Origin of the sequence: Alteromonas genovensis (assembly GCF_010500895.1) — a bacterium.
GTDB classification, from domain to species: Bacteria; Pseudomonadota; Gammaproteobacteria; order Enterobacterales; family Alteromonadaceae; genus Alteromonas; species Alteromonas genovensis.
Map to the genome: position 1 here is coordinate 83,094 of NZ_JAAAWO010000008.1, position 23,862 is coordinate 106,955.

Here is a 23,862-nt window from a genome sequence, read left to right on the forward strand (position 1 = left end):
CAAAAAAGGCCGCTTAATTTCAAATGCGGCCTACGGTTAATATTTTACAGCAATTGCGACCTATTGAAGGTCACAGTTGCTGGTTATGTCACGAATTCAAGTCTAGGGCTCAAGCCCAAAGCCCAATCCCAGAGGTTAAGTCATAGTAACGAATTCTTCACCGCTAGTAGGGTGTATAGCGACACAGGCATCAAAATCGGCTTTAGTTGCGCCCATTTTTATTGCCACTGCGAAACCTTGTAAAATTTCATCCATGCCGTGTCCAATGCCGTGCAACCCAACGACTTTTTCATCTTTACCCGCGCAGATAAGCTTCATTTTTGTCATTTGACGATGACGGGTTACGGCGGTGTACATAGATGCAAAGCTTGACGTGTACGCTTTAACATTGTCTTCGCCGTGGGCTTCAATGGCTTCAGGCTCTGTCATTCCAATAGTGCCGATAGGCGGGTGGCTAAACACCACCGTTGGAATAAGTGAATAGTCCATATGCGCATCTTTTTGGCCGTTGAACAGACGCTCACTGAGCAGCCTGCCGGCTTTTATTGCAACAGGAGTCAGCTCTGCTTCACCGGTAATATCACCAACGGCGTATACATTTTTGGCCGTTGTGTTTTGGTATTTATCCACTTTCACCGTGCCGTCATCACTAAGTTCAACGTCGGTATTTTCCAATCCAATTTTATCGGTAGATGGCTCGCGGCCAATGGCCCAAATTAAGCAGTCTGCTTTTAATTGCTCGCCGTTGGTTAACGATATTGTTAATTCACCATCGTCAGCTTTTTCCACTTTTTCGACACTGGCGAAGGTATGCAATTTACAGCCTTCGGTATTGATCATATCAACCAAGGTTTCGTGGATGATAGGGTCGAAGTTTCTAAGTGGTGCATGTTTTCTCACTACCAAATGAGATTCTGTACCTAAAGCATGAAGTACACCTGCTAATTCAACACCAATGTAGCCAGCACCTACAACGACTGCGCGCTTAGGCTGCTCTTTTAGGGCAAAAAAGCCATCTGAGTCGATACCGTACTGCGCCCCTTCGATATCTGGAATAGAAGGGCGGCCACCCACAGCTATAGTAATGTGATCTGCCGTAATGCGTTCACCATTCACTTCAATTGTATTGTTGTCGATAAACTTAGCGAAGCCGTGAATTAACGTGACGTCATTAGCCGTTAACACGCGATCGTATGATGCGTGAATGCGTTCAATGTACGCTTGGCGACTTGCAATTAGGCCATCCCAGCTAAAGTGATTTACCGAAACATCAAATCCATATTCCGGCGCATAGCGATGCACGGCTTCTGCAATTTGCGCCCCATACCACATCGCTTTTTTAGGTACACAGCCCACGTTTACACAGGTGCCACCAATATCCTTCGCTTCGATAATTGCCGCTTTTTTACCGTGCTTCGCTGCGCGATTAGCAGATGCAATGCCACCGCTACCGCCGCCAATAGAAATATAATCAAAATGTTTCATACAAAAGCCTTTTAAATTGTTGGAGCCAATTCTTATTTTTCCATTCTCACATGAATTCTACTGTAACTACATACGAAATAGCATCGCCAGCAACAATAATGCGATTAATCGCAAGCAATACATAAGACTATGCGTATTAAACACAACACGAACCACACGCCTTTGCTGCTAAAAATGTCCGTACTCTTTGTTGTGTCACTTGATGTAGAAGCACTATACCTAAGGTAACACGCCGCTATTACGAACCTTTTAAGTCTCGCTGAGTAGGTAACTATCTATGAGGACTGGTATAATAGGTGCGCTAGTCGCTAGTCGCTAATCTCTAATTATTAGCGACTAGCGCACCTTTTTAAGAGAAACTACTGACTTGTAGTCTCAGAATTGCTTTCTGGTTCTATTTGAATGCTAAATGCTTTACCGCGCTCTTCTTCAAATTGCTGCAGTTTTTGAATGGTTGCACGGTTAAATACGTGGCCTTCAGGCAAGATGAGTATATGACTGTCGTTATACAAGTTTTTCGCCAGCTGCATCCCTTCTTTTAACTGGGCCGCCTTCATTGTGGTATCGAGTAGGGTAGAGGTGCCAATGTCCTCGGCGCTTAATAGTAAATCAAGAAACTCACCGTCGTAGCGGGTGTTTCTGTGCTTTTTCATTTCTGCTTTGGCGTCTCTAGGCTGCATTTCTACACCGCTCATTCGGCCAGTTACCAAACGCCAGTAGTCCCTTGCAATCGCCAATATTCTTGCGCCCACAGGAATTTCCTTGGCTACCTTATTGTAAAGACCTGAGCCATTGTAGTGCTCAAACTGAAACTCGATGATATCTGATATGGGCTGAAGCTCTTCTGCTGGAGCGAGAATAAGCGCAGCTTGTTTGGTTTGCGATAAGTAGTTCTGTTGCTGTTGATATTTTAGCTTGGCAAACGGCTCTGCGAAATCTTCTACCAATAAACCCAATTGGCCAATTTCACAAATAAGCCCTGCATACTTTACCTGTTTGATATCACATTTCTCTAGCTGTGCAATTCGGGCAATTTTTGCAGCAAGTTCGCTCACTTCAATAGCAAACTTACCGTTGATGTGGGGGTTGATACTGATTACGTTAAAGAGCACTTGCTCCATGGCCTGGTTGTGCTTCTCAATCTTATTAAGCGCAAACTTTATCTGACGGGTTCTTTTTTGAACCACACTTTCAAGAGAGGTATTCACATCTTTGAGCTTTTTGTTCTGAAGACGGGTCAGCTTTTGCAGCCGCGTATTTTCCTCTTTAAGCTTAACTCGTTCTAGCCCTTCATTGATGACTGAAATGAGCTCTTGGTTTTCCCATGGCTTTTGCAAATAGCGATGAATTTTACCTTGGTTTACGGCTTTGATTGTAGACTCGATATCGGCATAGCCGGTGAGAACCACTCTAAAGGTGTCAGGATAGTTTTTAGCGACTTGCTCTAACAGTTCAGCCCCAGACATTTGCGGCATTTTCATATCCGAAATTACCACATGGACTGTCTGCTTCTCCATCAGCTCTAAGGCTTTTGAGCCGCCGTCAGCGAGCAGCAAATTAATATCCATTGTAAACAGAGCACGTTTTATCGCGCGCAATATATTGGGCTCGTCATCGACAAATAAGACAGTGTATGTCACCGGCTTTTCTGGGGTAGGTGCTGTCATAAAAAACGTAATCCTGTTAAAACGCTGTCTCTCACTATGTAAGCATTGCACTGCCTACGTCGAGTCTTTCTTAAAGTACTGACAATTACTCAATACTTTAACCAAATATTACTACCTTGACTGTTAGCCAATAGGTAACCTTAGATAGCTAGGTTTCCGGTTCGTCGCTTTCATCTTTCACAATGGGTAATGCCAATGTAAACATGCTGCCTTCATTCTCTTCGCTTGTAACGCTTAAGCGACCGCCATGTTCCTGTGCTATTCCAAACGAAATAGACAACCCTAATCCGGTACCTTGCCCTTCTGGCTTAGTTGTGAAAAATGGATTAAACAGCTTATCTAAATTGTCTTGAGGAATACCGCACCCAGTATCTTCCACTCTTAACTCTACAAAGTCGTCAACGACGACTGTGGAGATAGTGACTCTTCCATGTACACCTGTGCTTTCTACCGCTTGGCCTGCATTGATGAGCAAATTCGTCACTACTTGTGAAATTTTGCCAATATTCATCGTCACCGCAGGCACGTTGCCTAATTTGGTTTCTACAGTACATACATACTTTAGCTGGTTGTTAACCATAGCCAATGTGGTGCGTACGCAATCGTTAATGTTGTGTAACTGCACGCCATCACTATCTACACGGGAGAACAGTTTTAGTCCTTTTACAATTTCTGCAACGCGATGAAGCCCCTCGGTGGAGTCATTGAGTAAATCGCTGATATCTTCATTGATAAATGCCATATCTTTATCGATGATGTTTTGCTTTATATCAGCAATGAGAGCTAATCGCTGAGCCTCATCATCGCTATTTAGTAGCGCCGTGACTTGCGCGAATAACATTTGATAGGTGGCAATATAGTCGTTTAACGTTGATATGTTGCTACTCACAAAGCCAATAGGGTTATTAATCTCATGGGCAACACCGGCTGCTAATTGACCAACGGAAGCCATTTTCTCTGCTTGCAATAACTGCACCTGCGCTTCTTTTAGGTTTTTGTTTGTCTCTTCAAGCTCCATGTTCTTTTGATTAAGCTTTGCCGTTCTGTCCTTTACCTTGTCTTCAAGCAGGGCGTTGAGTTCTTTAAGCTCATCTTCAAAACGCTGCCGCTGTCCGTGCTCTTCCCTTAACCGCTCCACTAAATGGTTAAAAGCTTCCGCTAAATCACTGAGTTCGTCTTTACCGCGAACTTCGATAAAAATATTTTGATAATGATTATTTTCAATGGCTTCGCCAAGATGTTTAGCTCCAGTGTGGAGGGATTGAAGCTGTCTCATTAAGTAAGAACCAAGTAAATAAGACAACAAACCAACAAGTATGAACTCGAGCACCGCTAGGGTGAGCGTCCAGTTTCTCACCCGCGACACCGAGTCTGTCACCGAAGCAATATTTAACCCCATTTCTACATAGCCGTAGAGTGTGTCGTTCACCAAGATGGGAGCCCGGGTGTCGTAAATGCCATCGTCGGTGTGTGAGGCCGAAGTGTCCTCGTTAAACGTGTTTTGCAAGGCCCTCGTATCGCCTTTTTCAACAAACACTCTGTTGTTTTTGTCTTTAACCCTTACGTAAGCAATATTGGGGTTGGTGAGTATTTCTGTAACATCAGCATCAAGAGAGGAAAGGTCGTAACTTAAAAATGCATTTTTAGTGGTAGAGACAAACAGTGCCGCGCTTGTGCTGGCAGATTTTTCAACGCTGCTATCAACCAGGTCGTTTAAGAATTGAAAAATAGTGACCACCAAGACAATAAGCAGTATGGCGGTTATTGATACCACGCCTGTAATGGTTTTTGTTCGCAAGGATAATCGCACAGTTAGTCCTTTAACTATGAGGCCGAGACAGCGATGATATGCCAAGTTTACGGACATCATCCCAATGAGAATCATCGGCTTCAACAAAGCCGTTCATACCCAAGTTCTTTAATATATCGACGCTACTGGCATCACTAGAAATCGAGATTAATGCATTGATTATCGATTTTCTGTCATCCTCACTCAGCCTTGGGTGTGTAGCAATAGCGTGAGGGGTATAAAGAGGGCTTTCCCACAATACCCTTAACGATTGTTGGGCTGGAGATGACTGTAGCGTTCTATAAATTCCACCGCCAGCGATAAAAAACTGTTTTTCTACATTCAAATAAACGGAATCGTGAGAGTTTACATAGCGAGGAACAAAGGCAATATCTTCGTTTCGTAACTTGGCGCTCGTGACTATGCTTGCTGCAAAGGCGGCCGGCGCTGGAAATACTAGCTCGGCGCCGTTTAGCTCGGATAAAGACTGAATGCCGCTATCTTTATGTACAACAATAATGCCCTGCAAACGTTTATCTTTTTGTTTTGCGAGTGCTTGGTAACCCACCGACGAATTAAATACGACAAAATGAAACGGATTCATGTAGGCAATGTCATATTCCCCATTGGCAAGGTTAGCTTCGAAGGTCGGAATATCTTTGGCCGTTTGAAAATCGATGCGAAACCCAGCGTAATTTTCGATATATTCGAAAAGGGGCTGCCAAGACTTTGCCATTTTCTTTGCAGATTGTTGAGGAACAACGCCAAAGGTGAGGGTTTTCGCTTGGATTTCATGCGGTAACATCAGTATAAAAGCGGTGCACATTGCATATAGTATTCTACACATGAAAACGCTCCTTTTGCTCTATTGTCCTACATCGACATAAACTGCTCGAGTACCATGGTGAGATCGTGGTTAGAAAATGGCTTTTGAAGTGATGCATCAGCACCTATTTCTAAAGCCCGCTCAAGGCTAATATCATCGAGTGCAGAAATAACAACGATTTTTAAATCTTTATATTTGCTTTGCTCACGTGTGAAATCGATGACGCTGTATCCATCCATACCCGGCATACTGAGGTCGAGCGTCATTACCTTGGGCTCATGCTGACTCAGCATTATGCCCGCTTGGAAACCGCCGGTAGCAATGTAGCTGTCGAATCCGGCTCTGCGTGCTACCCGTTGAATTGACTTGGCAACGGGCATTTCATCATCGACAATAAGTATTGACGGTGTTGCGTCACCCTTCAGTGAGTCGGGGATGGGCATGTCGTGACGCTCTAAAAATTCAATGAAATCTTCAACGAGCACACGATTATTCCCTCGGCCGGGAAGCTTGAAACCTTTAAGTTTACCGTTTTCTATCCATCTGATTACGGTACGCAAATTAACATCGCAGTATGATGCTATTTCGCCCGATGTAAGTGTCTTCATAGTTTCGCCTTTTTCATATCCTTGTGAATTATAGCGTCATACGCACAGAAGACAAAGTAGACAAAAGATTTAATTGTGACATTAGTGACACTTTAGTTTGGGTCGGCTTAAAGGCCAGTAAAAGTGCGCTTTGTTACTGTTAATAGCTTTTGATCTTCGACTAAAAAATAGTTGTACTTACAGGTTAAGTCAAATCACTAACCAAGCATGGCACGATACGGCGAAGTGTGGAGGTATTGTTTAGACGAAGCTTGGCTAAGAATGAATGTTGTTTTTCGATGAAAACCCCCCACCTTATTTATAATTAAGATTATGCATACAACGATAAGAGTGAATATATTATGACGACCCCAGCAATTGAATTAGTCGACGGTTTACCTATATTTTCTGGCATTGAGGCCGATTCGATAAAACCAGCCGTTGAGCGCGCTATTGAGGCCTGCAAAGCAGAAATTGACGATGTAGTCGCGTCTAAAGATTATTCTTATCAAAATGTAGTTCTTCGTCTAGAAGAAGTTGACGACCGACTTAGCAAAATATTTTCTCCAGTGTCACACATGAACAGTGTGGTTAGCAGTGATGAGCTGCGAGAGGCCCACGATGCCTGCTTACCATTATTGTCAGAATATGGCACTTGGGTAGGGCAGCATGAAGGTCTGTTCAATGCATATGTAGCGCTACAAAATTCAGAAGAGTTCAACAGCCTAGATGATGAACAACAAAAAGTAGTCGAAAACGCGGTTAGAGATTTTACGCTGTCTGGCGTGGCTTTACCTGATGCGCAAAAAAAGCGCTTTGCAGAAATACAGGCAAAGCTAAGTGAATTGTCTTCGACGTTTTCAAATAACGTGATGGATGCCACCATGGGGTGGACCAAGCATGTTAGTGATAGAAGTGTGTTAGAGGGTATGCCAGAGTCTGCCTTAGAAGCGGCGGCGCAGGCTGCCCATCAAAAAGATCTTCAAGGCTATTTGTTCACACTAGATATTCCATCTTACCTTCCTGTAATGCTGTATGCCGATAACCGTGAATTGCGTGAGGAAATGTATCGCGCGTATTCAACGAAAGCCTCTGATCAAGGGCCGAATGCAGGCAAGTGGGACAATACCGATATCATCAAACAGATATTATCTCTTCGTACTGAGTTAGCTGAGCTACTCGAATTTTCGAGTTACGCCGAGCGTTCGCTAGCCACTAAAATGGCCGATTCTACCGAGCAAGTCATTGGTTTCTTACGCGACTTAGCGGCTAAGTCGAAGCCTCAGGCAGAACGAGAGTTAGACGAAGTAAAAGAGTACGCCCGCAACACGCACAATGTGACTGAGCTAGCGTCTTGGGACCTGCCTTATTACAGTGAAAAGCTGAAGCAAGAAAAGTACACAATATCAGATGAAATGCTGCGCCCTTATTTCCCAGAAGACAAAGTGCTGTCCGGGTTGTTTGATGTGGTTCACAAGCTATATGGCCTATCAATTGTCGAGCAACCTGGCGTTGATACCTGGCATGAAGATGTGCGCTATTTCACTATTACTGATGAAGCTGACGTGCTTCGCGGAAGTTTCTATTTAGATTTGTATGCGCGAGCGAAAAAGCGCGGCGGTGCGTGGATGGATGAATGTCGCGTGCGACGCGAAATGAGCAATGGCGAACTGCAGCTTCCTGTCGCCTACTTAACGTGTAATTTTAACGCGCCCATTGGCGATAAGCCTGCCTTATTCACCCACGATGAAGTGGTAACGCTTTTCCATGAGTTTGGTCACGGCATCCACCATATGTTAACTAAAATGCGCGTGGCGGGTGTATCTGGTATCAATGGCGTACCGTGGGATGCGGTGGAGCTACCAAGTCAGTTTTTAGAGAACTGGTGCTGGGAAGAGGACGCGCTTAACTTCATTTCTGGACACTATGAGACTGGCGAGCCACTACCGGCAGATTTACTAGAGCGTATGTTAGCAGCCAGAGACTATCAATCTGCCATGCAGATGGTCAGACAGTTAGAATTCAGCTTGTTTGACTTCTTACTTCACAGTGAAAAGGGCAGCACCGTTGACGTGCAAGGTGTGCTCGATAGTGTAAGAGACGAAGTGGCCGTATCTGTACCACCCTCTTTCAACCGTTTCCAAAATGGATTTGGTCATATTTTTGCTGGTGGATATGCAGCGGGCTATTACAGCTACAAGTGGGCCGAGGTATTATCTGCCGATGCGTACAGCAAGTTTGAAGAAGACGGTATTTTCAATCGTGAAACTGGAAAAGCCTTTCTAACAAATATCTTAGAAATGGGTGGAAGCAAACCGCCAATGGAGCTATTTGTCGCGTTTAGAGGTCGAGAGCCTAAAGTGGATGCATTACTGCGTCACAGTGGGATAAAAGGATAACACAGGCTATGGCTGAATCGTTTCACTCTATATATCAGCGAGCGTGTGAGCGAAAAGGCGGGAAAAGGGTGCTTGAAGCTATGCTTCACGCACCCTTGTCGGCTTCTGATGTAGCTACTATACCCGACGATCGCTTTTTGGCCGCAATGACAAAAAAAGTGTTTCAGTCGGGTTTTGTGTGGCGAGTTATCGAAAATAAGTGGGACGACTTTGAAACGGTCTTTTTTAATTTCGATATCGACAAAGTATTGTTGATGCCTGATGAGATGCTAGAGCAAAAAGCATCTGATAAACGCATTGTAAGAAATTATAAAAAAGTAATGACCGTGAGAGATAACGCCATCATGATTAAAGATGTGTCGTTAGAATACGGGAGTTTTGGAAAGTTTGCGGCTTCTTTTGGCCCCGAAAACATCACCGAACTATGGGCTTTTTTGAAAAAGCGAGGCGCAAGGCTTGGCGGAAATACTGGGCCTTATACACTTCGCTCCCTAGGTATTGATACCTTCTTGTTGTCCCGTGACGTTGAAGACTATTTACGTAAAAGCGATATTGTTGATGGGGGCCTTACCTCGAAGAAAAGTCTTAGGGCAGCGAATGATACGTTCGCCAATTGGCATAAAGAAAGTGGCCGGTCTTTGCAAGAGATTAGCACTACGGTGGCATTCAGCTGGGGTACGAATTCACGGGTGCTTTAAGGCTTTAGCTTACCTTCACAATCCTATACACTTCAGCTTTGTGAAATACAGTTAGCAATAGGAACGTTATGAGCGACAATCAGACCTCATCAGCGGGTGATGTGCACTCTTCATCCAAGCACTCTTTCTCTGAAGAGCACGTGCTAGAAAACGATGTGGAACAAACGGCAGAGCAAGCTACAGAGCAAAAGACGCACTTCGGTTTTAAGCAAGTAGAGAAAGAAAAAAAGGCGTCTTTAGTTGCCAACGTTTTCGATTCTGTTGCAGCGAAATACGATGTGATGAACGATCTGATGTCCATGGGCGTTCATCGTTTATGGAAGCGATTCACCATTGATTGTTCAGGTGTGCGCGCGGGCAATAAGGTGCTCGACATTGCGGGTGGCACTGGCGACCTAACTGCTAAATTTTCTCGCTTAGTTGGCCCCACGGGCCGTGTAACCCTTGCTGATATTAATCTATCCATGCTTCAGGTAGGTCGAGATAAACTGCGCGATCGCGGGCTTGTCAGTAACATTGACTACGTTCAAGCTGATGCAGAAGCACTGCCATTTCCTGACAACCACTTTGATGTGGTTACCATGGCATTTGGTTTGCGAAATGTGACGGAAAAACAAAACGCGCTTAATTCAATTTATCGGGTGCTAAAGCCTGGCGGTCGCTTATTGGTGTTAGAGTTTTCCAAACCAACATCCGAGCAGCTTAGTAAGCTTTACGACATGTATTCATTTCACTTACTTCCCAAGATGGGGCAATTGGTCGCGAACGATGCAGAAAGCTACCAGTACTTAGCTGAAAGTATTCGCATGCACCCAGACCAAGACACCTTGAAAGGCATGTTTGAAGAAGCCGGGTTTGAGCAGTGCGACTACCAGAACTTAACAGGCGGTATTGTAGCGCTTCACCGAGGTTATAAATTTTAATGCCTGCATCTGCACTTTTTGCGGCTACGTTAGAGTCTTCTATCAATAAACTGCTAGCGCTGGATAGCGACAGTAAGGCGAGGCTCAACGCCCTTGACGGTTCGCGGATGACAGCGTTTTTATCTCCTATTCCATTTGGCATTACCCTGGTGTTTTCCGATAAGGTTGACGTGTTGATAGAGCATGGTGATTTTGAAGAGGTAAAGGCGCAGTTAGGTGCCAAAGACTGTTGCATTAAAACCTCACTCGATACATTGCCAGCGCTTAAAGAAACCAGTCAGTTAACTCGCCTTATTCAGCAACAAGCGCTGTATTTAGAAGGCGAGTTAAATGTGGCGCAGCAGGTAAGCAGTCTGTTCAAAGACCTCGATATAGATGTAGAAGAGCTTATCGCTATTAGAACAAATGACGTTTTTGCCCATCAGTCGATGAAAACGGTAAAAGCCGTTCATGAAAAATCCATGTCGATGCTTGCCAACATGAGTGATGTGTTTGGCAACGCCCTAGTGGAAGAAAAAAAGTTGGCTGCACATAAGCTCGCGGTTATGCATTTTAGCGATGAAGTCAGTGCGCTGCGAGATAGCACAGAGCGCTTAGACGCCAGGCTACGTGATTTAGAAGAACGACTTAAATAAGAGACTTGCATGCGAATTGTTAGGCTGTATAAAATTAATCGAGTGCTGCTAGAACACGGCCTCGACGAACTAATTCCTGCAAAGTGGTTACCTTGGTATGCAAGGTTATTGCGCCACAGTATCTTTTGGGTGCGCAACAAGCACAAAGGTAAATCCCAAGGCGAGCGAATTACGCTTGCACTACAAAGTTTAGGGCCTGTATTCATTAAGTTTGGACAAATGCTGTCTACCCGCCGAGACTTGCTTGCGCCTTCTATTGCCAATGAACTTGCTCGGTTACAAGATAAAGTGCCGCCTTTTCCTTCACAAGCGGCCCAAGCGATAATCAAGTCTTCTTTAGGCTTAAACGAACTGAGCGAACTGTTTAGTGAATTTGAAGAAGAGCCCTTAGCATCAGCGTCTATCGCACAGGTGCATGCAGCAAAATTAAAGGCAAATAACGAAGACGTGGTAGTAAAAGTACTGCGCCCTGATATTCGCGACACGATAGTGGCAGACATGGAGCTGTTGTTCAGCTTTGCCAATATTATTCAACGCTGGCTTCCCGACGGCAGGCGCCTGCGCCCGGTTGAAGTGGTGGTGGAGTATCGCAAGACGATTGTCGATGAGCTTGATTTACTGCGTGAGTCGGCAAACGGTATTCAGTTGGGTACCAACTTTGAGGGTTCTGATGCCCTGTATGTACCTAAAATTTACAGTGACTACTGTCGTCACAATGTGCTGGTAATGGAGCGAATTTACGGTATTCCCATTTCGAATATCGATGCGTTAATAGCCCAGAACACCAATTTAAAGAAATTAGCAGAACGTGGAGTAGAGGTGTTTTTTACCCAAGTATTTCGCGACAGTTTTTTTCATGCAGACATGCACCCGGGTAATATTTTTGTTTCCACCGAACACCCAGATAACCCAAAATATATCGCTATCGACTTTGGCATTGTGGGTACCTTAAATAAAGAAGATAAGCGCTATTTAGCCGAAAACTTTATTGCCTTTTTTAATCGAGACTATCGCAAAGTAGCCCAGTTACATGCTGATTCTGGTTGGGTACCTCAAGACACCAACATCGATGAATTTGAGATGGCCATTAGAACGGTTTGCGAACCCATATTTCAAAAGCCGCTAGCTGAGATTTCATTCGGTAACGTACTGCTGCAGCTATTTAATACAGCCCGCCGTTTCGACATGGTGGTGCAGCCTCAGCTGGTTCTGTTGCAGAAGACTTTACTGTATGTGGAAGGGTTAGGAAGGCAGTTATATCCGCAGCTAGACTTATGGAAAACCGCGAAGCCGTTTTTAGAAAACTGGATGAAAGAGCAGATTGGTTTTTCTGCCATGATGGGGAAGGTGAAAGCCAACTTGCCATTTTGGTCAGAAAAATTGCCCGAGATGCCAGACTTACTTTACGACAGTTTACAGCATATTAAACGGATGCCGCTACAGCAGCAAAAAGCCTCTACAGCACTTCTTCAAGAGCAGAAAAGAACTACTCAGACCACTCATTTAAGCGTGGTGGGTGGCACATTTATTCTACTTGCCGCTATTCTGCCAATTTACGGTATTTCGTGGTATTTCCCAGCATTTAGCGGTGTAATTGGTACTGTTTTTTGGTTCTTGTCTTGGCGAAATAGTCGGCAATAACGCCAAAGCAATAATGAACTTTTTATGAATTTGGTTAATAAGTCATTAATTAGTATGTTAATTGTTCCCAAGAGTGTTATAGTGGCATTGGCTGTTTGCCAGAGTCTTTAAATAGACGAGATTTGTATTATTTGCTATATGTTGCTATATGTAAAAACTGCTCGAGTTACCTTGTAATTTGTGTTTGTTGTTAGTCCATTCGTAAGTAAGCCTCAATACTCCGCCAATTTAAAGACCAACAGAAACACAGTTACACGCGCTTTTTGCGCAATTTATTACGATATTTGAGGTCTATACGACATGTCTAAAGTTACAGGCACCGTTAAGTGGTTTAACGCTGATAAAGGTTATGGTTTTCTTACTCAAGATAATGGCGGCAAGGACGTTTTCGTTCATTTCCGTGCAATTATCTCTGAAGGTTACAAAACTCTTCCAGAAGGTCAGCGCGTAGAATTTGAAGTTGAAGAAGGTCAAAAAGGTCTTCAAGCTGCTAACGTGCAAGCTATCTAAGAAATTCAAAAATGGCGGTCAACTTGACCGCCATTTTTCTTTCCGCTTTACATCACCTCCATCGACAATCTCTTTGTCCGGCAATGTGTTTGTTGTGCTTGTTCTCATAGCCACGCCAAACAAAATCTAATTTTCCAATTCCAAGAAATCGCTCTCGTTAACGAAAATTCACTCTCTGCATTGCTTGCTATGTATTGCTATTTCCTTGTGTAAAGTGTTCTACTAAACCTATTAGTTTGATGGTGTTTGCAGCATGCACTCTGAGCTTTAGGTTTTGGTGTGGGCTCTGCTGTACCGTTTATCACTAGAGTATAAACAAACCGACAAACGCCTTATTTTTGCTTATATTTTCACATTTGGTTTTTAGGGTATTCATTATGATTATTCGTATGGTTGGCTCGCAACTTTTCTCAATCTCTAATCTGAGACGAGCCAAAAGAGGTGTAGGAAGAACTACGGCGATGGTCACTTTATTGAGTCTGGGTGTCGCTTTAGGTACGGCCACTGCTGCCGAAGTGCCTGCATTAGCATCTGTGCAAGCGACCACATTAGCATTTCCTTCAGCCTCTGAACCCTCATCTGAACCCTCATCTGAATCGTCGCAAAACAGCGACTCGAGTGATGAGGAGCCGTCGACAGTAGTAGCCACGCTTTTTGATAAATCTATTACCGCAAAAGATATTACCCCAGATGACGAGGTTTTAGCTGAAATGGCCTCTCAAGCGAATAGCAGTGAAGAACAAAATGCCATGGTGGCACTTGCCAGCCTAACGAATTTGTCAGAACGTATTATTGAAGGGGTTCTCGACGATTACTTCGTGCAAAACAACCTCGCTGTTGATGCAGCGTTGGTAGAAAAATTTAAAACTAAATTTGCGGGTAGCGCCAGTGAAGATGGCATTGGCGACGATGTTGCAAAGCGCCAAGTTATGATTTATTTGGCAGAAAAGCATATGTACAACACCTATGGAGGTAAGGTCGTGTTTCGCCAGTCTAACCCACAGTTACCCGTTGGTGCCTATTACAAAATACTAAAAAACTATGAGCAATCAGGTAAATTTACCATCCTCGATAAGGGTCTTGCCGACGGTTTTTGGACGCCGTTTGCGCCGCCGTATCAGTACGAGTTGGCTAAAGAAAATATTAATTTTGCTCAGCCTTGGTGGCTGTAATTAGCATTGCAATGGCTTACGGCTTACGGCCTAACGCTGCGCTTGGCTTACTACTTAAATTAAAGCCGAGCTTTTAACCGTGCTTTTAAAGGCGTAAATAGAGAAGCAATGAAATGACAATATGTAATGTATGAAAAACACAAACATTGATGCTATCGATCGCACCATCTTGAGTATTTTACAGCAAGATTCAGAAACGCCTGTTGCACAAATAGCTGAGCAAGTGGGGTTAACCTCAACACCCTGCTGGCGCAGAATACAAAAGTTAGAAGCAAACGGTATTATCTCTCGACGAGTAGCGTTACTGCAGGCACAAACACTGGGCCTTACCATGACCGTGTTTGTGCAAGTTAAAGCGGGTAATCACGATAAAAAGTGGTTGTCGACCTTCTCGCAGCATGCATCTTCTTTTGATGAAGTGGTGGAGTGCTATCGAATGTCGGGGGAATATGACTATTTGTTAAAAGTGCTGGTGACCGACATGGCCTGTTTCGACCACTTTTATAAGCGGCTGGTAAGCGGTATCGCCTTTTCAGACGTCACCTCAAGTTTTGCCATGGAGCAAATTAAATATACTACTGCGGTTCCTCTTACACATTTGTAGTGTGATGAAGCCCTTTCACGCAACAGGCATTTTAGGCAAAAAACGTACAGCGCCAAAAACATATACTGCCAAGGCAAATTCTATCAGGCGCTTAGCGCTTAGGTATATAAACAAAAACATATATAACAAAAACGCAAAGGGGCCTATCGAATAGACCCCTTGGTTCGCTTTGATGACGTTGAAGCTTGTAAGCTCGCTCCGCTTCACTTCTCTTTAACGCCTAATTGTGTCAGCACACGCTCTAGTTAATAGTAAGACAGTTTCTCTGACTTCCCTGAGAAAATTTTGTAAACCATCACGGTGTAAGCCAAGATAACAGGTACTACAACCACCACGCCAACTAATAAAAACCTCAGTGAGCTGGCATCACTTAGTGCGTCAGATATCATCATTTGCCCGGGAATAATGAACGGGTAATAACTAATGGCAAACGCGGTAAAGCACAGTAGAAAGACTAACAATGCGATGAAGAACGGTAGCCATTCTCCTTTACCATCACTATGGGGAAGCTTTTTAAGCAGCACCCCACACAGTGTTAATAGCGCAAAGCAGGTAACCGGAATGGCAAATAGCATAACTCCCCACGGTGGCGAAAGCCATAAGTTGCGCACCTCTTCATGTAGAGATAGATTGGCAATACTCACCGACACAATACCCAGCGCTAATATCCCTAACCCTCGTTTTGCCCAGTAATAGGCCTTTTGCTGTAACTCACCTTCCGACTTTAAGATAAGCCAGCACGAGCCAATAAATGCATATGCTGCAGTGACGCCAAGTGCTGCTAATACGGCGAACGCTTGTGCCCACAAGTCTGTGCGAAGTCCGGTAACATAAATACCAAGCATATAGCCTTGGGCAAGCGTGGTAAGCAAAGAGCCATACTTGAATACCAAGTCCCACTTACGTTTATTCACTTGCACTACCTTTGCGCGAAAGTCGAAGGCAACGCCCCGTAAAATAAGCCCTAACAGCATAAAAGTTGCTGGCAGATATAAGGTTTGCAGTACTTCGCTGTGCGCCTCAGGAAAGGCAATAAGCAACAGGCCTACGGCAAGTACTAACCAGGTTTCATTGGCATCCCAGTATGGGCCAATAGAGGCTATCATATCGTCTCTAAAGGCTTCGGTGCGAGGCGGTATAAGCACGCCCACACCCAAGTCGTAGCCGTCTAATATGGCATAAAGTAAAACCGACAAGCCCAATAAACCCACATAGATATTGCCGAGCATTTCAGGTGAAACATGTTCAAACATAGTAACTCCTTACACCGTGACAGGGTTATTGTTGGCGCTCATTTTCGCTTTTGCGATCTCTCGCTCCTCGGTGGTGATTTCTTCAATCTCAACCGCTCGGCGACACATCAGCATTAGGGTGCCAATATAGGCGATGAGTAGCCCGCTATAAATGACGGCGTACAGAGTGAACGATATCGCGATATTGCTGGGAGGTAGTTGCGTTACTGCGTCTGTGGTTTTTAGTACGCCGCTAACGAGATAAGGCTGTCTGCCTATCTCTGTAACATACCAGCCTGCAAGGGTTGCTACCCAACCGCTAAATGCCATACCGGCAAAAGTACGCTTTAACCACACGGGAAATGAACGGTTACGCATTAAGTAAATACTGCCTAGCCAGGATACTGCAAGCATTAACATGCCCATGCCTACCATTACTCGAAAGCCATAAAATACGGGCGCTACTGGAGGATGCTCCCCCTCAAACTCATTAAGGCCTTTTATCTCGCCTTTTAATTCGTGGGTAAGAATTAAACTGGCTGCATAGGGAATGGGAATTTCGAAATGGTTTTCTCTGCCTTCCTCATCCGGTATAGCAAACAACAGTAGCGGCGCGCCCTCAGTGGTTTCCCACAGTCCTTCCATGGCGGCTACTTTCTGCGGCTGATGCTCAAGGGTGTTAAGCCCATGCATGTCGCCCGCAAAAATCTGTAGCGGTATTAGCACGGCTGCTGTGTATGTAGCCGTTTTCAGGGCAAGTTTAGGCGCAAGTTTATCGTCGCCTTTTAGCATTCTGTAGGCGGATAGACCGGCGATTAAGAAGCTTGCCGTTAATCCCGATGCCAACATCATATGCACAAAGCGATAGGGGAACGACGGATTGAATATTATTTCCTTCCAATTGGTGGCGTAAACCACACCCTCAACTACTTCAAACCCTTGTGGGGTCTGCATCCAACTATTCAGCGCCAAGATCCAAAACGCAGACGTCGTGGTGCCAAGGGCGACAATAAGTGTGGAAGTGGTATGCAGCCAATTAGGAACTCTGCGAATACCAAATAGCATAATACCTAAGAACGTGGCTTCTAAGAAAAAGGCGGTGAGTACTTCATACCCCAGTAAAGGGCCTGCGACATTGCCTACTTTTTCCATAAAGCCAGGCCAGTTTGTGCCAAACTGGAAAGACATGGTTACACCGCTCACCACACCTAGGGCGAAGCTTAGCGCGAAAACCCGCACCCAGAAACGGTACATACGCATCCATACAGGGTGACCAGATGTATTTGAGCGCATTTTAAAGTAGAAAAGAAACCACCCCATCGCCATGGTAATGGTGGGAAATAGAATGTGAAAACTGATATTTAAAGCAAACTGTAATCGAGACAACAAGAATGCATCCACAGAACGTCTCCTTAATTAACGCTATTTTTACCCGGTAAAATCTTATCCTTAAGGTCAAGCATACGGCCTACGCCAGAACCGAGTTTCATCAGCGTATTAAGTTTTTCAGGTCCAAGGTTTTGTAGTTCTTCAGACCATGCCGTAATTGATTCCAATAAATCGTGTATTTCACTCAGCTTATTTTGCGCTCCGGCTTCTGTGCCGTTTGCAGGCTCATCGAGCAGTAAGTCTCGTAGCAGGCTTAGTGTTGGGTCTATTTCCCGTTTTCTTCTCTCTTCAAACACGCGATTAGCCAAGGTCCAAATATCGCCTGCAGGAATAAAAAACTCTTTGCGTTCACCAGGTACTAAATGCTGTTTGACGAGTCTCCACGACTGAAGTTCTTTCAACCCCATGCTGGTATTTCCGCGGGAGATATTCAGCGCATCAGCAATTTCCTGTGCTGAAATCGGTTCTTCGTTTAACACAATAAGGGCCAAAATCTGTCCTACTGTTCTGTTAAAGCCCCATCGACTTCCCATTTCACCAAAGTGCATTACTGCTGATGTGATCAAAGGTGTCATCTTCATTTTGTGCGCCTATTGAAGTTTCAGAAATTACTGAAAGTTTAATATTCTATTTGATGCAAATCAATCTTTTTTGACATTAATATGGTTTCATAAATATGCCGCTTCGCTTCACACAAGGGCGCAAGCATACAAGACAGGATTGATAGTTAAACTGTAATACGAGAAAGGTAAGCTACTGTTTAGGATATTTTAGCGCTTTTCGGTATCTTTACATGGCATCGACTTTTTCCCGGTACAACTTTTACTTGGTAATAGGTACATTCACGTTGCTGTCTGTACTGGGGCAGGTTTCCACTAGCATCTATACTCCTTTCTTCCACGACCTAGCCCATAACTACGACAGTCACATTAGCCTTATAGAAAAAAGTGTGGCTATCTTTCTAATCGCTTTTTCAGCTTCACAGTTACTGTCTGGCATTCTCTGCGATTACATAAGCAAACGTTTTTTTCTATTATGTGGAATTTTGGTGTTTATGGGCGGCACGCTATTGGTTGCATTGGCTGATTCAGACAACAGCTTTCTTTTCGGTCGAATTGTGCAGGGCCTTGGCGGCGGCGTCGGAGTGTCAGTGTCACGGGGTTTATCGAGGCAAATATTTGATGAAAAGCAACTGAGTATATCGCTCTCCATCACCAACATGGCATTTGCTATTGCGCCTGCGATTGCTCCGCTATTAGGCACTATAATTGGAGAGCAATTAGGTGTTTCTGCCATCTTCTATTTCGTCTTAGCGATAGGGGGAGTAGCCTTATTACTTCTTTTAATAACTTCTGAAACTATTTCACTTCACAGCCCGGCGATTTCACCTAACGTTTCAGAAGAAACCTTCAGGTTGATTAAAAAGAGTAGTGCGCCGATCATCTTGGTGGGCGTGGCAAGTGGATTGCTCTATGGAATCGTGTTTTGCTTCGTCACTATTGCGCCGTCGATGATTATGGATCAGCATGGGCTTAGCAAAACGTTATTTTCTATCTATTCATTGCTCGCAACCCTTTCTTTTGTTGCAGGCAGCATACTTAATATTCGACTTTCTAAGTGGTCAACCTTACTAAAATTTAGGTTATCGAGTGTTGCCATACTGAGCTTATCAGTGCTCATTAGTGCGCTGACATTTCTTCTAAAGTTTAACGGATTAGTTATTATGCTTGCTTACAGCTATGCCACTTTCTTTTTTATTGGTATTGCTATGCCGTGCAGTGTCACTATTATGCTGAGCTTTTCAGCGAAATCAGCGGGCTTTTTGGCCGCATTGGTGGGTTTTTTTCATTTATCCGGCGCTGCCGCAGGCGCTTACTTAGTTGCTTATATAGGCAGCACGTTGTTGATGTTGCCTGCATATACCTTCGTTCTTATTACTACTGGCTTATGCCTTTTAAGCGTGACTGCTTGCTTGTTCCTAAAGCAGGCTAAGACATAACTTGCTGTCTTGGTGAAAAGTCAGTTCATCCACGTTTTTAGTACTTCTGCGGTATTTTTTATTAAAAAATGAGCAAAAAAGTGATTGTTGACGGTAGAAGCTTTACTATGCTCGATTAGTTATTTTATCAGGTGCTTTCATGATGTTGCGCCTGAATGACGCCTCATCTCTTGCTAGATAGTGGCGTAACAGAAAAAGGTTTCCACTATGAGTCAAGCTTCGCCACAATCAAACGAGAATTGTGCAGACGAACCCATTCACCTTATCGAAAGTGTGCAAAGCTTCGGTTACGTGATAGCCCTTAATCCGGCAGATAAAATCATTCAAGTTGTTAGCAGCAATATTCGCGAACTTTTCAAAGTAGACATTGTTCCGGGTAAAACGCTTATTACTGAGCTTTTTACCATTCCAAACCCAGAAGCTCATACTTTCAAAACCATCTTTGAAGCGGTAAAAGGTGGCAAAGTACGTCACGCTTATCAATGGCAGTTTGCACAAAACGCGCTTTGGCTCGAAGACTGGGAAAAAGAAGGCAGTGGAGTTGCGTATGAGTCTAACGGCTTGTTGGTCATTGAATTAGAACCCACGCCACAATTAAGCTATGAAGCAGCGCAGCAGTGGGTGCCCATGGATATGGACTTGCGTGCGCTATTGCCCGATGTAGATGACCGCGATTCCATAGGCGATGTGGCAGATAGTATAGCGCGATATTTTCAAGACTATGTGGGTTTTGATGCCGTCATGGTTTATCAATTCGACGATGACTATTGCGGTGAAGTCATCGGTGAGGCTACTGAATCTGAGAATAAATCGTTTAAGGGTCTTAAATTTCCAGCGACGGATATCCCGCAGCAGGCCAGAGAGCTTTATCTATTGAATCGCGTGCGCTGCGTGCTCGATGTTAACGAAGCAGCAATTCCATTGTTGCCTCGTATTGAGGAGTCTGAGCGCCCGCCACTCGACCTTTCTATGTCTATGGTACGCTCAGTTTCCCCTACTCATATTACCTATCTTAAAAATATGGGCGTTCGTTCATCATTTTCTGTATCTTTGGTGTTTGAAGGCAAGCTATGGGGCCTAATAGCCTGTCATAGCAAGCAGCCGATATATGTCGATCAGAAGAAGCGCCTGGTGTGTGAATCACTCGGGCATCTTTATGCATGGCAACTACATACAAAAACGCTTCATGAAAAAAAGGAACTTTTCCAGAATCGTCAGCGTTCATTGAATAACATTGTTCAGCAGCTGACGTCTTATTCAAACCCCCTCGATGCGATAACAGAGAAAGAAAAAGAATTGTTGCAGGTTGCGGACTCATGCGGCATGGCGGTGATAACACCATCGAGTAATTACTTTGTTGGCAAAACCCCTTCAGAATCAACAGTAATGAAACTGCTAGAGAAATTTGCCACGCCAAACTCTGAGCAGTCCGTTACGTTAAATCGACTGGCGGAACAGGTGACAGACTCGTGCAATCTCAATGGTATTCGAGGTATGTACATATCGTGCGTGTCTGCAAAGCTTGGCTATTATACGGTGTGGTTCAGAGAGCAGCGGGATAAAACTATTCGTTGGGCAGGTCGGGATGCCGCTAAACAGGACAAGCTGAAATCGCTAACGCCTCGAAACTCTTTTGAGCTTTACTTGCAAAGTGTGGCAGATGAATCGGTGGATTGGACAGAAGACGATAAGTTAATTATTGAAGGCTTCGATCACTTATTTATTCCCTATGCGCTGAGTTTAAAATCGTCTCTTGATAAGCAAATCAATAAGCTTGAAGAGCTTGATAAGGCAAAGGACCAGTTTTTAGCCAGTATTTCTCATGAGCTGCGATCGCCACTTAATTCGATTGTAGGCTGGACCGATCTGGCGCTGATGGACGTGGACAACGTCGATAGGATGAAAGACGCCTTAGGTGTTATCAAGCGAGCGGCATCTACGCAAGCGGCATTGATTAACGATATTCTCGACTTATCGCGGATAATATCGGGCACGATGAAGCTATCTACTCACTCGTTAAAGATTACCCATTCTATATCAGAGGTGGCTAAGTCATTTGAAGCCGGATTCGCGGGCAAAAATATTCAGCTGTCTATTAATTGTGATGATGAAAATACGCAAATATTAGGCGACAATTTACGGATTAAACAGGTTATTAATAACCTGCTGAGCAATGCCCTTAAATTTACTTCAAAAGGCGGTACGGTTCATATTAAAGGTAGGCGAGAACATTCAAATTACCTGTTCAAAGTAAAAGACAACGGAAAGGGTATGACCCGTGAGCAAATTTCTCACGTGTTTGAGCGCTTCTATCAGGGCAAAAACGAGCATAACAAGAATGGGCTTGGGTTAGGCCTTTCTATTGTGAAAAGCCTTGTTGAAATGCACGGCGGTGAAATTTATGCAGAAAGTGACGGTCCTGATACCGGCACGACATTCTTTGTCTCGCTGCCCATCGCGCCGCTAAATGTATTTGATGAGATTATAGAGGTGAAAAACACCGAAATAAGCGACTTGTCTCCATCGCTTCGACTAAACGGTTTGCGGATTTTAGTTGCCGAAGATGAAAAAGATGCCAGAGACTTTATCAAACTCTTTTTAGAGTCTAACGGGGCGCGGGTTAACGTGGTGAAAAATGGCCTGCTTGCGTGGAAAGAGATCAACGAAATGCCAGAGGCGTTTGACCTTGTGTTATCTGACATTGGCATGCCAGAACTCGACGGGCTAGGGCTAGTGCTTAAAATTCGCTCTAGCGAGTTTGCGCAAATATCGTCTCTTAATGCAGTGGCGCTGACGGCGTATGCGTATACCTCTGACCGCGTAAAAGCACTGAAAGCGGGATTCAATAACTATGTGTCTAAACCTGTCGACGGCGAAGAACTGCTCACTATTTTAGAAATGTATATGTAGGGAAAACTCTACTGTAGGCGCCAAGGGTCATTATCAAACGGCTTGCGGCGCTCTAAAAAGCCCATTGAGACGGCATTTCCTAAAGCGACCAACAAATCCAGAAAGAAAAAACCAGAACGCAAAACGCTACCAGCGCCTTAATAGCGTCTCGTAAGTCGTCGCATCAAGTAATGAAATGCTCTTGTTCATTACATCGCGCTTTTCTGCTTCAGTGCCGTTTTCTTCAATGCCGTTTTCTTCAATGGCGTTTTCTTCACTACCGTTTTCTTCACTATTCGGCAATGCATTGAATGCCTCGGCTTTAGAGGTAAAAACAGTGCCGTCTAACACAAATACACTATCGTCAGAAGTCGGTGTTGAATCCAGATTATAGGCGGTTTTTAGTAAGCTCGATGTGCGGGTAATATCGGAATGCCCAATGTAATCGGCAATGCCGTCTTGGTTTATGTCTTTACGCAACCAGTCTATTTGAAGAAGCTTATTGTACTGCCCGTTTTGTTGCATAACAGATACAGCATTATTGAAGTTGTTGATAATCTTCTGTGCATTAGGCACGTCGTCGCGTATCGCTAACTGAAACCCACTTTTCATCAAAGGCTTTGCAGAATAGTGCAGAGTTTCTTCTCTATCGTTTGCAAGTAAGGTATTAAACTCTCTTATCAGCAATTCAGACGTAATTAAATAGGGCGCTCTGTCGTCGGCAAGTTGGCGAAACGCGTCAAAGGTGGACGGATTGCGCGACCATTTTATGTCTTTAATCAATCTGAAGTTCGGAGTGTTAGCAAATCGATTTTCAATCGCCACGCGGTTGCGTTTCAAATGCTGAAAAATTTTGATTTGCTCTACGTCGGCATCTTTACTGGCGGCATAAAGGTATAGGGGTAAAAACACGTTCGATGTGATTACACCTTCTGTTTGCTGGCCCATATCTAGCAAAGCATATTCACCGTCAACCCTTCCTGCTCGAACAGCGCTGCCCAAAAAAGCTTGGCGCATGACTTTTAAATTAGCATCGGTGCCGCTTTGCGCTAGCGCAGTGGATACTAGTTCATTCACTCTGGCAGGCTCACCGTCGTCATTGACGTAAGTCTCGAAAGGGGCAGCGGCCAGAGTGACTGTATTTAGCTTTTCATTTGATTGTTCAGCTAATTGGGCATTTGCGTGAGAGAGGGCCGACATGCAAAAGATACATGCAAGTGTGGTGGTGAACGTAAAACGACTAGCACGCTTTGTGAGCAAGTTATTTTTCCCCTTTGACTGATATAATGGTTTATACCTCTTTATACACTCTAAGGCAGATATAAAGTTTAATCCACCGAGGTCATATTAACGACAATTAACACAGCGTACATGAAGCGGCGGTGTTAAAGGCTTTTTAGAAGCTAACTTAAAAGCT

19 protein-coding genes are annotated in these 23,862 nt (G+C 44.2%); 10 read left to right on the forward strand and 9 right to left on the reverse strand.

Annotation, left to right across the window (positions count from 1 at the left end; all coding sequences use genetic code 11):
• Nucleotides 1-135 precede the first annotated feature (135 nt).
• The 5 genes from gorA to GTQ48_RS11695 all read right to left on the reverse strand — a co-directional run bounded on the left by gorA (nt 136) and on the right by GTQ48_RS11695 (nt 6,375).
• Nucleotides 136-1,485: a glutathione-disulfide reductase gene (gene gorA, locus GTQ48_RS11675; protein WP_163106868.1), complete on the reverse strand. Its 1,350-nt coding sequence runs from the start codon at nt 1,483-1,485 to the stop codon at nt 136-138.
• 359 nt (nt 1,486-1,844) lie between these two features.
• Nucleotides 1,845-3,152 carry a response regulator c-di-GMP phosphodiesterase, NosR family gene (nosR, locus tag GTQ48_RS11680; protein ID WP_163106869.1) on the reverse strand — a complete coding sequence of 436 codons (1,308 nt, stop codon included), beginning with the start codon at nt 3,150-3,152 and terminating at the stop codon, nt 1,845-1,847.
• Nucleotides 3,153-3,300: 148 nt separating this feature from the next.
• Nucleotides 3,301-4,962 (reverse strand): ATP-binding protein, encoded by a 1,662-nt coding sequence (locus GTQ48_RS11685; RefSeq protein WP_163106870.1) that lies wholly within the window; start codon nt 4,960-4,962, stop codon nt 3,301-3,303.
• A gap of 10 nt (nt 4,963-4,972) precedes the next feature.
• Nucleotides 4,973-5,788, reverse strand: a complete 816-nt coding sequence (locus tag GTQ48_RS11690; RefSeq protein WP_203565203.1) for a phosphate/phosphite/phosphonate ABC transporter substrate-binding protein — start codon at nt 5,786-5,788, stop codon at nt 4,973-4,975.
• Nucleotides 5,789-5,814: 26 nt separating this feature from the next.
• Complete coding sequence (locus GTQ48_RS11695) at nt 5,815-6,375, reverse strand: response regulator (protein WP_163106871.1); 561 nt, start codon at nt 6,373-6,375, stop codon at nt 5,815-5,817.
• A 341-nt stretch (nt 6,376-6,716) separates the two neighbouring features.
• Here GTQ48_RS11695 and prlC point away from each other — a divergent pair, with 341 nt between their 5' ends.
• The 8 genes from prlC (at nt 6,717) to GTQ48_RS11735 (ending at nt 14,936) form a co-directional block, all read left to right on the forward strand.
• The gene (gene prlC, locus GTQ48_RS11700; protein ID WP_163106872.1) at nt 6,717-8,753 is read left to right on the forward strand and encodes an oligopeptidase A; all 2,037 of its coding nucleotides are present in this window, start codon (nt 6,717-6,719) and stop codon (nt 8,751-8,753) included.
• A gap of 8 nt (nt 8,754-8,761) precedes the next feature.
• Complete coding sequence (locus tag GTQ48_RS11705) at nt 8,762-9,451, forward strand: DNA-3-methyladenine glycosylase I (protein ID WP_203565204.1); 690 nt, start codon at nt 8,762-8,764, stop codon at nt 9,449-9,451.
• Nucleotides 9,452-9,519: 68 nt separating this feature from the next.
• The gene (ubiE, locus tag GTQ48_RS11710; protein ID WP_203565205.1) at nt 9,520-10,374 is read left to right on the forward strand and encodes a bifunctional demethylmenaquinone methyltransferase/2-methoxy-6-polyprenyl-1,4-benzoquinol methylase UbiE; all 855 of its coding nucleotides are present in this window, start codon (nt 9,520-9,522) and stop codon (nt 10,372-10,374) included.
• Nucleotides 10,374-11,009 carry a ubiquinone biosynthesis accessory factor UbiJ gene (locus GTQ48_RS11715; RefSeq protein ID WP_163106873.1) on the forward strand — a complete coding sequence of 212 codons (636 nt, stop codon included), beginning with the start codon at nt 10,374-10,376 and terminating at the stop codon, nt 11,007-11,009. Before ubiE ends, GTQ48_RS11715 begins: the two co-directional genes overlap by 1 nt.
• A 9-nt stretch (nt 11,010-11,018) precedes the next feature.
• Complete coding sequence (ubiB, locus tag GTQ48_RS11720) at nt 11,019-12,650, forward strand: ubiquinone biosynthesis regulatory protein kinase UbiB (protein WP_163106874.1); 1,632 nt, start codon at nt 11,019-11,021, stop codon at nt 12,648-12,650.
• 300 nt (nt 12,651-12,950) lie between these two features.
• A complete protein-coding gene (gene cspE, locus GTQ48_RS11725) occupies nt 12,951-13,160 on the forward strand; it encodes a transcription antiterminator/RNA stability regulator CspE (RefSeq protein WP_032094913.1) in 210 nt (69 codons plus the stop codon).
• 377 nt (nt 13,161-13,537) lie between these two features.
• The gene (locus GTQ48_RS11730) at nt 13,538-14,332 is read left to right on the forward strand and encodes a hypothetical protein (protein ID WP_163106875.1); all 795 of its coding nucleotides are present in this window, start codon (nt 13,538-13,540) and stop codon (nt 14,330-14,332) included.
• Between the two features lie 130 nt (nt 14,333-14,462).
• Entirely contained in the window at nt 14,463-14,936 is a 474-nt protein-coding gene (locus GTQ48_RS11735) for an Lrp/AsnC family transcriptional regulator (RefSeq protein ID WP_203565206.1), read from the forward strand.
• A gap of 245 nt (nt 14,937-15,181) precedes the next feature.
• Here GTQ48_RS11735 and GTQ48_RS11740 read toward each other — a convergent pair whose 3' ends face one another.
• From GTQ48_RS11740 to GTQ48_RS11750, 3 genes are read right to left on the reverse strand one after another with little or no spacing between them, the layout of a single operon-like run.
• Entirely contained in the window at nt 15,182-16,189 is a 1,008-nt protein-coding gene (locus GTQ48_RS11740; protein WP_163106876.1) for a cytochrome d ubiquinol oxidase subunit II, read from the reverse strand.
• 9 nt (nt 16,190-16,198) lie between these two features.
• Nucleotides 16,199-17,569 (reverse strand): cytochrome ubiquinol oxidase subunit I, encoded by a 1,371-nt coding sequence (locus GTQ48_RS11745; protein ID WP_163106877.1) that lies wholly within the window; start codon nt 17,567-17,569, stop codon nt 16,199-16,201.
• Nucleotides 17,570-17,580: 11 nt separating this feature from the next.
• Nucleotides 17,581-18,138 carry a GbsR/MarR family transcriptional regulator gene (locus GTQ48_RS11750; RefSeq protein ID WP_163106878.1) on the reverse strand — a complete coding sequence of 186 codons (558 nt, stop codon included), beginning with the start codon at nt 18,136-18,138 and terminating at the stop codon, nt 17,581-17,583.
• A 212-nt stretch (nt 18,139-18,350) separates the two neighbouring features.
• Here GTQ48_RS11750 and GTQ48_RS11755 point away from each other — a divergent pair, with 212 nt between their 5' ends.
• Together GTQ48_RS11755 and GTQ48_RS11760 are read left to right on the forward strand one after the other, a co-directional pair.
• Nucleotides 18,351-19,556, forward strand: coding sequence for an MFS transporter (locus GTQ48_RS11755; protein WP_163106879.1), 1,206 nt, complete (start codon nt 18,351-18,353; stop codon nt 19,554-19,556).
• 207 nt (nt 19,557-19,763) lie between these two features.
• The gene (locus GTQ48_RS11760) at nt 19,764-22,466 is read left to right on the forward strand and encodes an ATP-binding protein (RefSeq protein ID WP_163106880.1); all 2,703 of its coding nucleotides are present in this window, start codon (nt 19,764-19,766) and stop codon (nt 22,464-22,466) included.
• 126 nt (nt 22,467-22,592) lie between these two features.
• Here GTQ48_RS11760 and GTQ48_RS11765 read toward each other — a convergent pair whose 3' ends face one another.
• Nucleotides 22,593-23,705, reverse strand: a complete 1,113-nt coding sequence (locus tag GTQ48_RS11765; RefSeq protein WP_239060092.1) for a hypothetical protein — start codon at nt 23,703-23,705, stop codon at nt 22,593-22,595.
• Nucleotides 23,706-23,862 lie beyond the last annotated feature (157 nt).

What these genes read in the sequence shown, in the direction of transcription:
- gorA (WP_163106868.1), bottom strand. Translation starts at nt 1,485, where the DNA reads ATGAAACATTTTGATTATATTTCTATTGGCGGCGGTAGCGGTGGCATT.
- nosR (WP_163106869.1), bottom strand. Translation starts at nt 3,152, where the DNA reads ATGACAGCACCTACCCCAGAAAAGCCGGTGACATACACTGTCTTATTT.
- GTQ48_RS11690 (WP_203565203.1), bottom strand. Translation starts at nt 5,788, where the DNA reads ATGTGTAGAATACTATATGCAATGTGCACCGCTTTTATACTGATGTTA.
- GTQ48_RS11695 (WP_163106871.1), bottom strand. Translation starts at nt 6,375, where the DNA reads ATGAAGACACTTACATCGGGCGAAATAGCATCATACTGCGATGTTAAT.
- prlC (WP_163106872.1), top strand. Translation starts at nt 6,717, where the DNA reads ATGACGACCCCAGCAATTGAATTAGTCGACGGTTTACCTATATTTTCT.
- GTQ48_RS11705 (WP_203565204.1), top strand. Translation starts at nt 8,762, where the DNA reads ATGGCTGAATCGTTTCACTCTATATATCAGCGAGCGTGTGAGCGAAAA.
- ubiE (WP_203565205.1), top strand. Translation starts at nt 9,520, where the DNA reads ATGAGCGACAATCAGACCTCATCAGCGGGTGATGTGCACTCTTCATCC.
- GTQ48_RS11715 (WP_163106873.1), top strand. Translation starts at nt 10,374, where the DNA reads ATGCCTGCATCTGCACTTTTTGCGGCTACGTTAGAGTCTTCTATCAAT.
- ubiB (WP_163106874.1), top strand. Translation starts at nt 11,019, where the DNA reads ATGCGAATTGTTAGGCTGTATAAAATTAATCGAGTGCTGCTAGAACAC.
- cspE (WP_032094913.1), top strand. Translation starts at nt 12,951, where the DNA reads ATGTCTAAAGTTACAGGCACCGTTAAGTGGTTTAACGCTGATAAAGGT.
- GTQ48_RS11730 (WP_163106875.1), top strand. Translation starts at nt 13,538, where the DNA reads ATGATTATTCGTATGGTTGGCTCGCAACTTTTCTCAATCTCTAATCTG.
- GTQ48_RS11735 (WP_203565206.1), top strand. Translation starts at nt 14,463, where the DNA reads ATGAAAAACACAAACATTGATGCTATCGATCGCACCATCTTGAGTATT.
- GTQ48_RS11740 (WP_163106876.1), bottom strand. Translation starts at nt 16,189, where the DNA reads ATGTTTGAACATGTTTCACCTGAAATGCTCGGCAATATCTATGTGGGT.
- GTQ48_RS11750 (WP_163106878.1), bottom strand. Translation starts at nt 18,138, where the DNA reads ATGAAGATGACACCTTTGATCACATCAGCAGTAATGCACTTTGGTGAA.
- GTQ48_RS11755 (WP_163106879.1), top strand. Translation starts at nt 18,351, where the DNA reads ATGGCATCGACTTTTTCCCGGTACAACTTTTACTTGGTAATAGGTACA.
- GTQ48_RS11760 (WP_163106880.1), top strand. Translation starts at nt 19,764, where the DNA reads ATGAGTCAAGCTTCGCCACAATCAAACGAGAATTGTGCAGACGAACCC.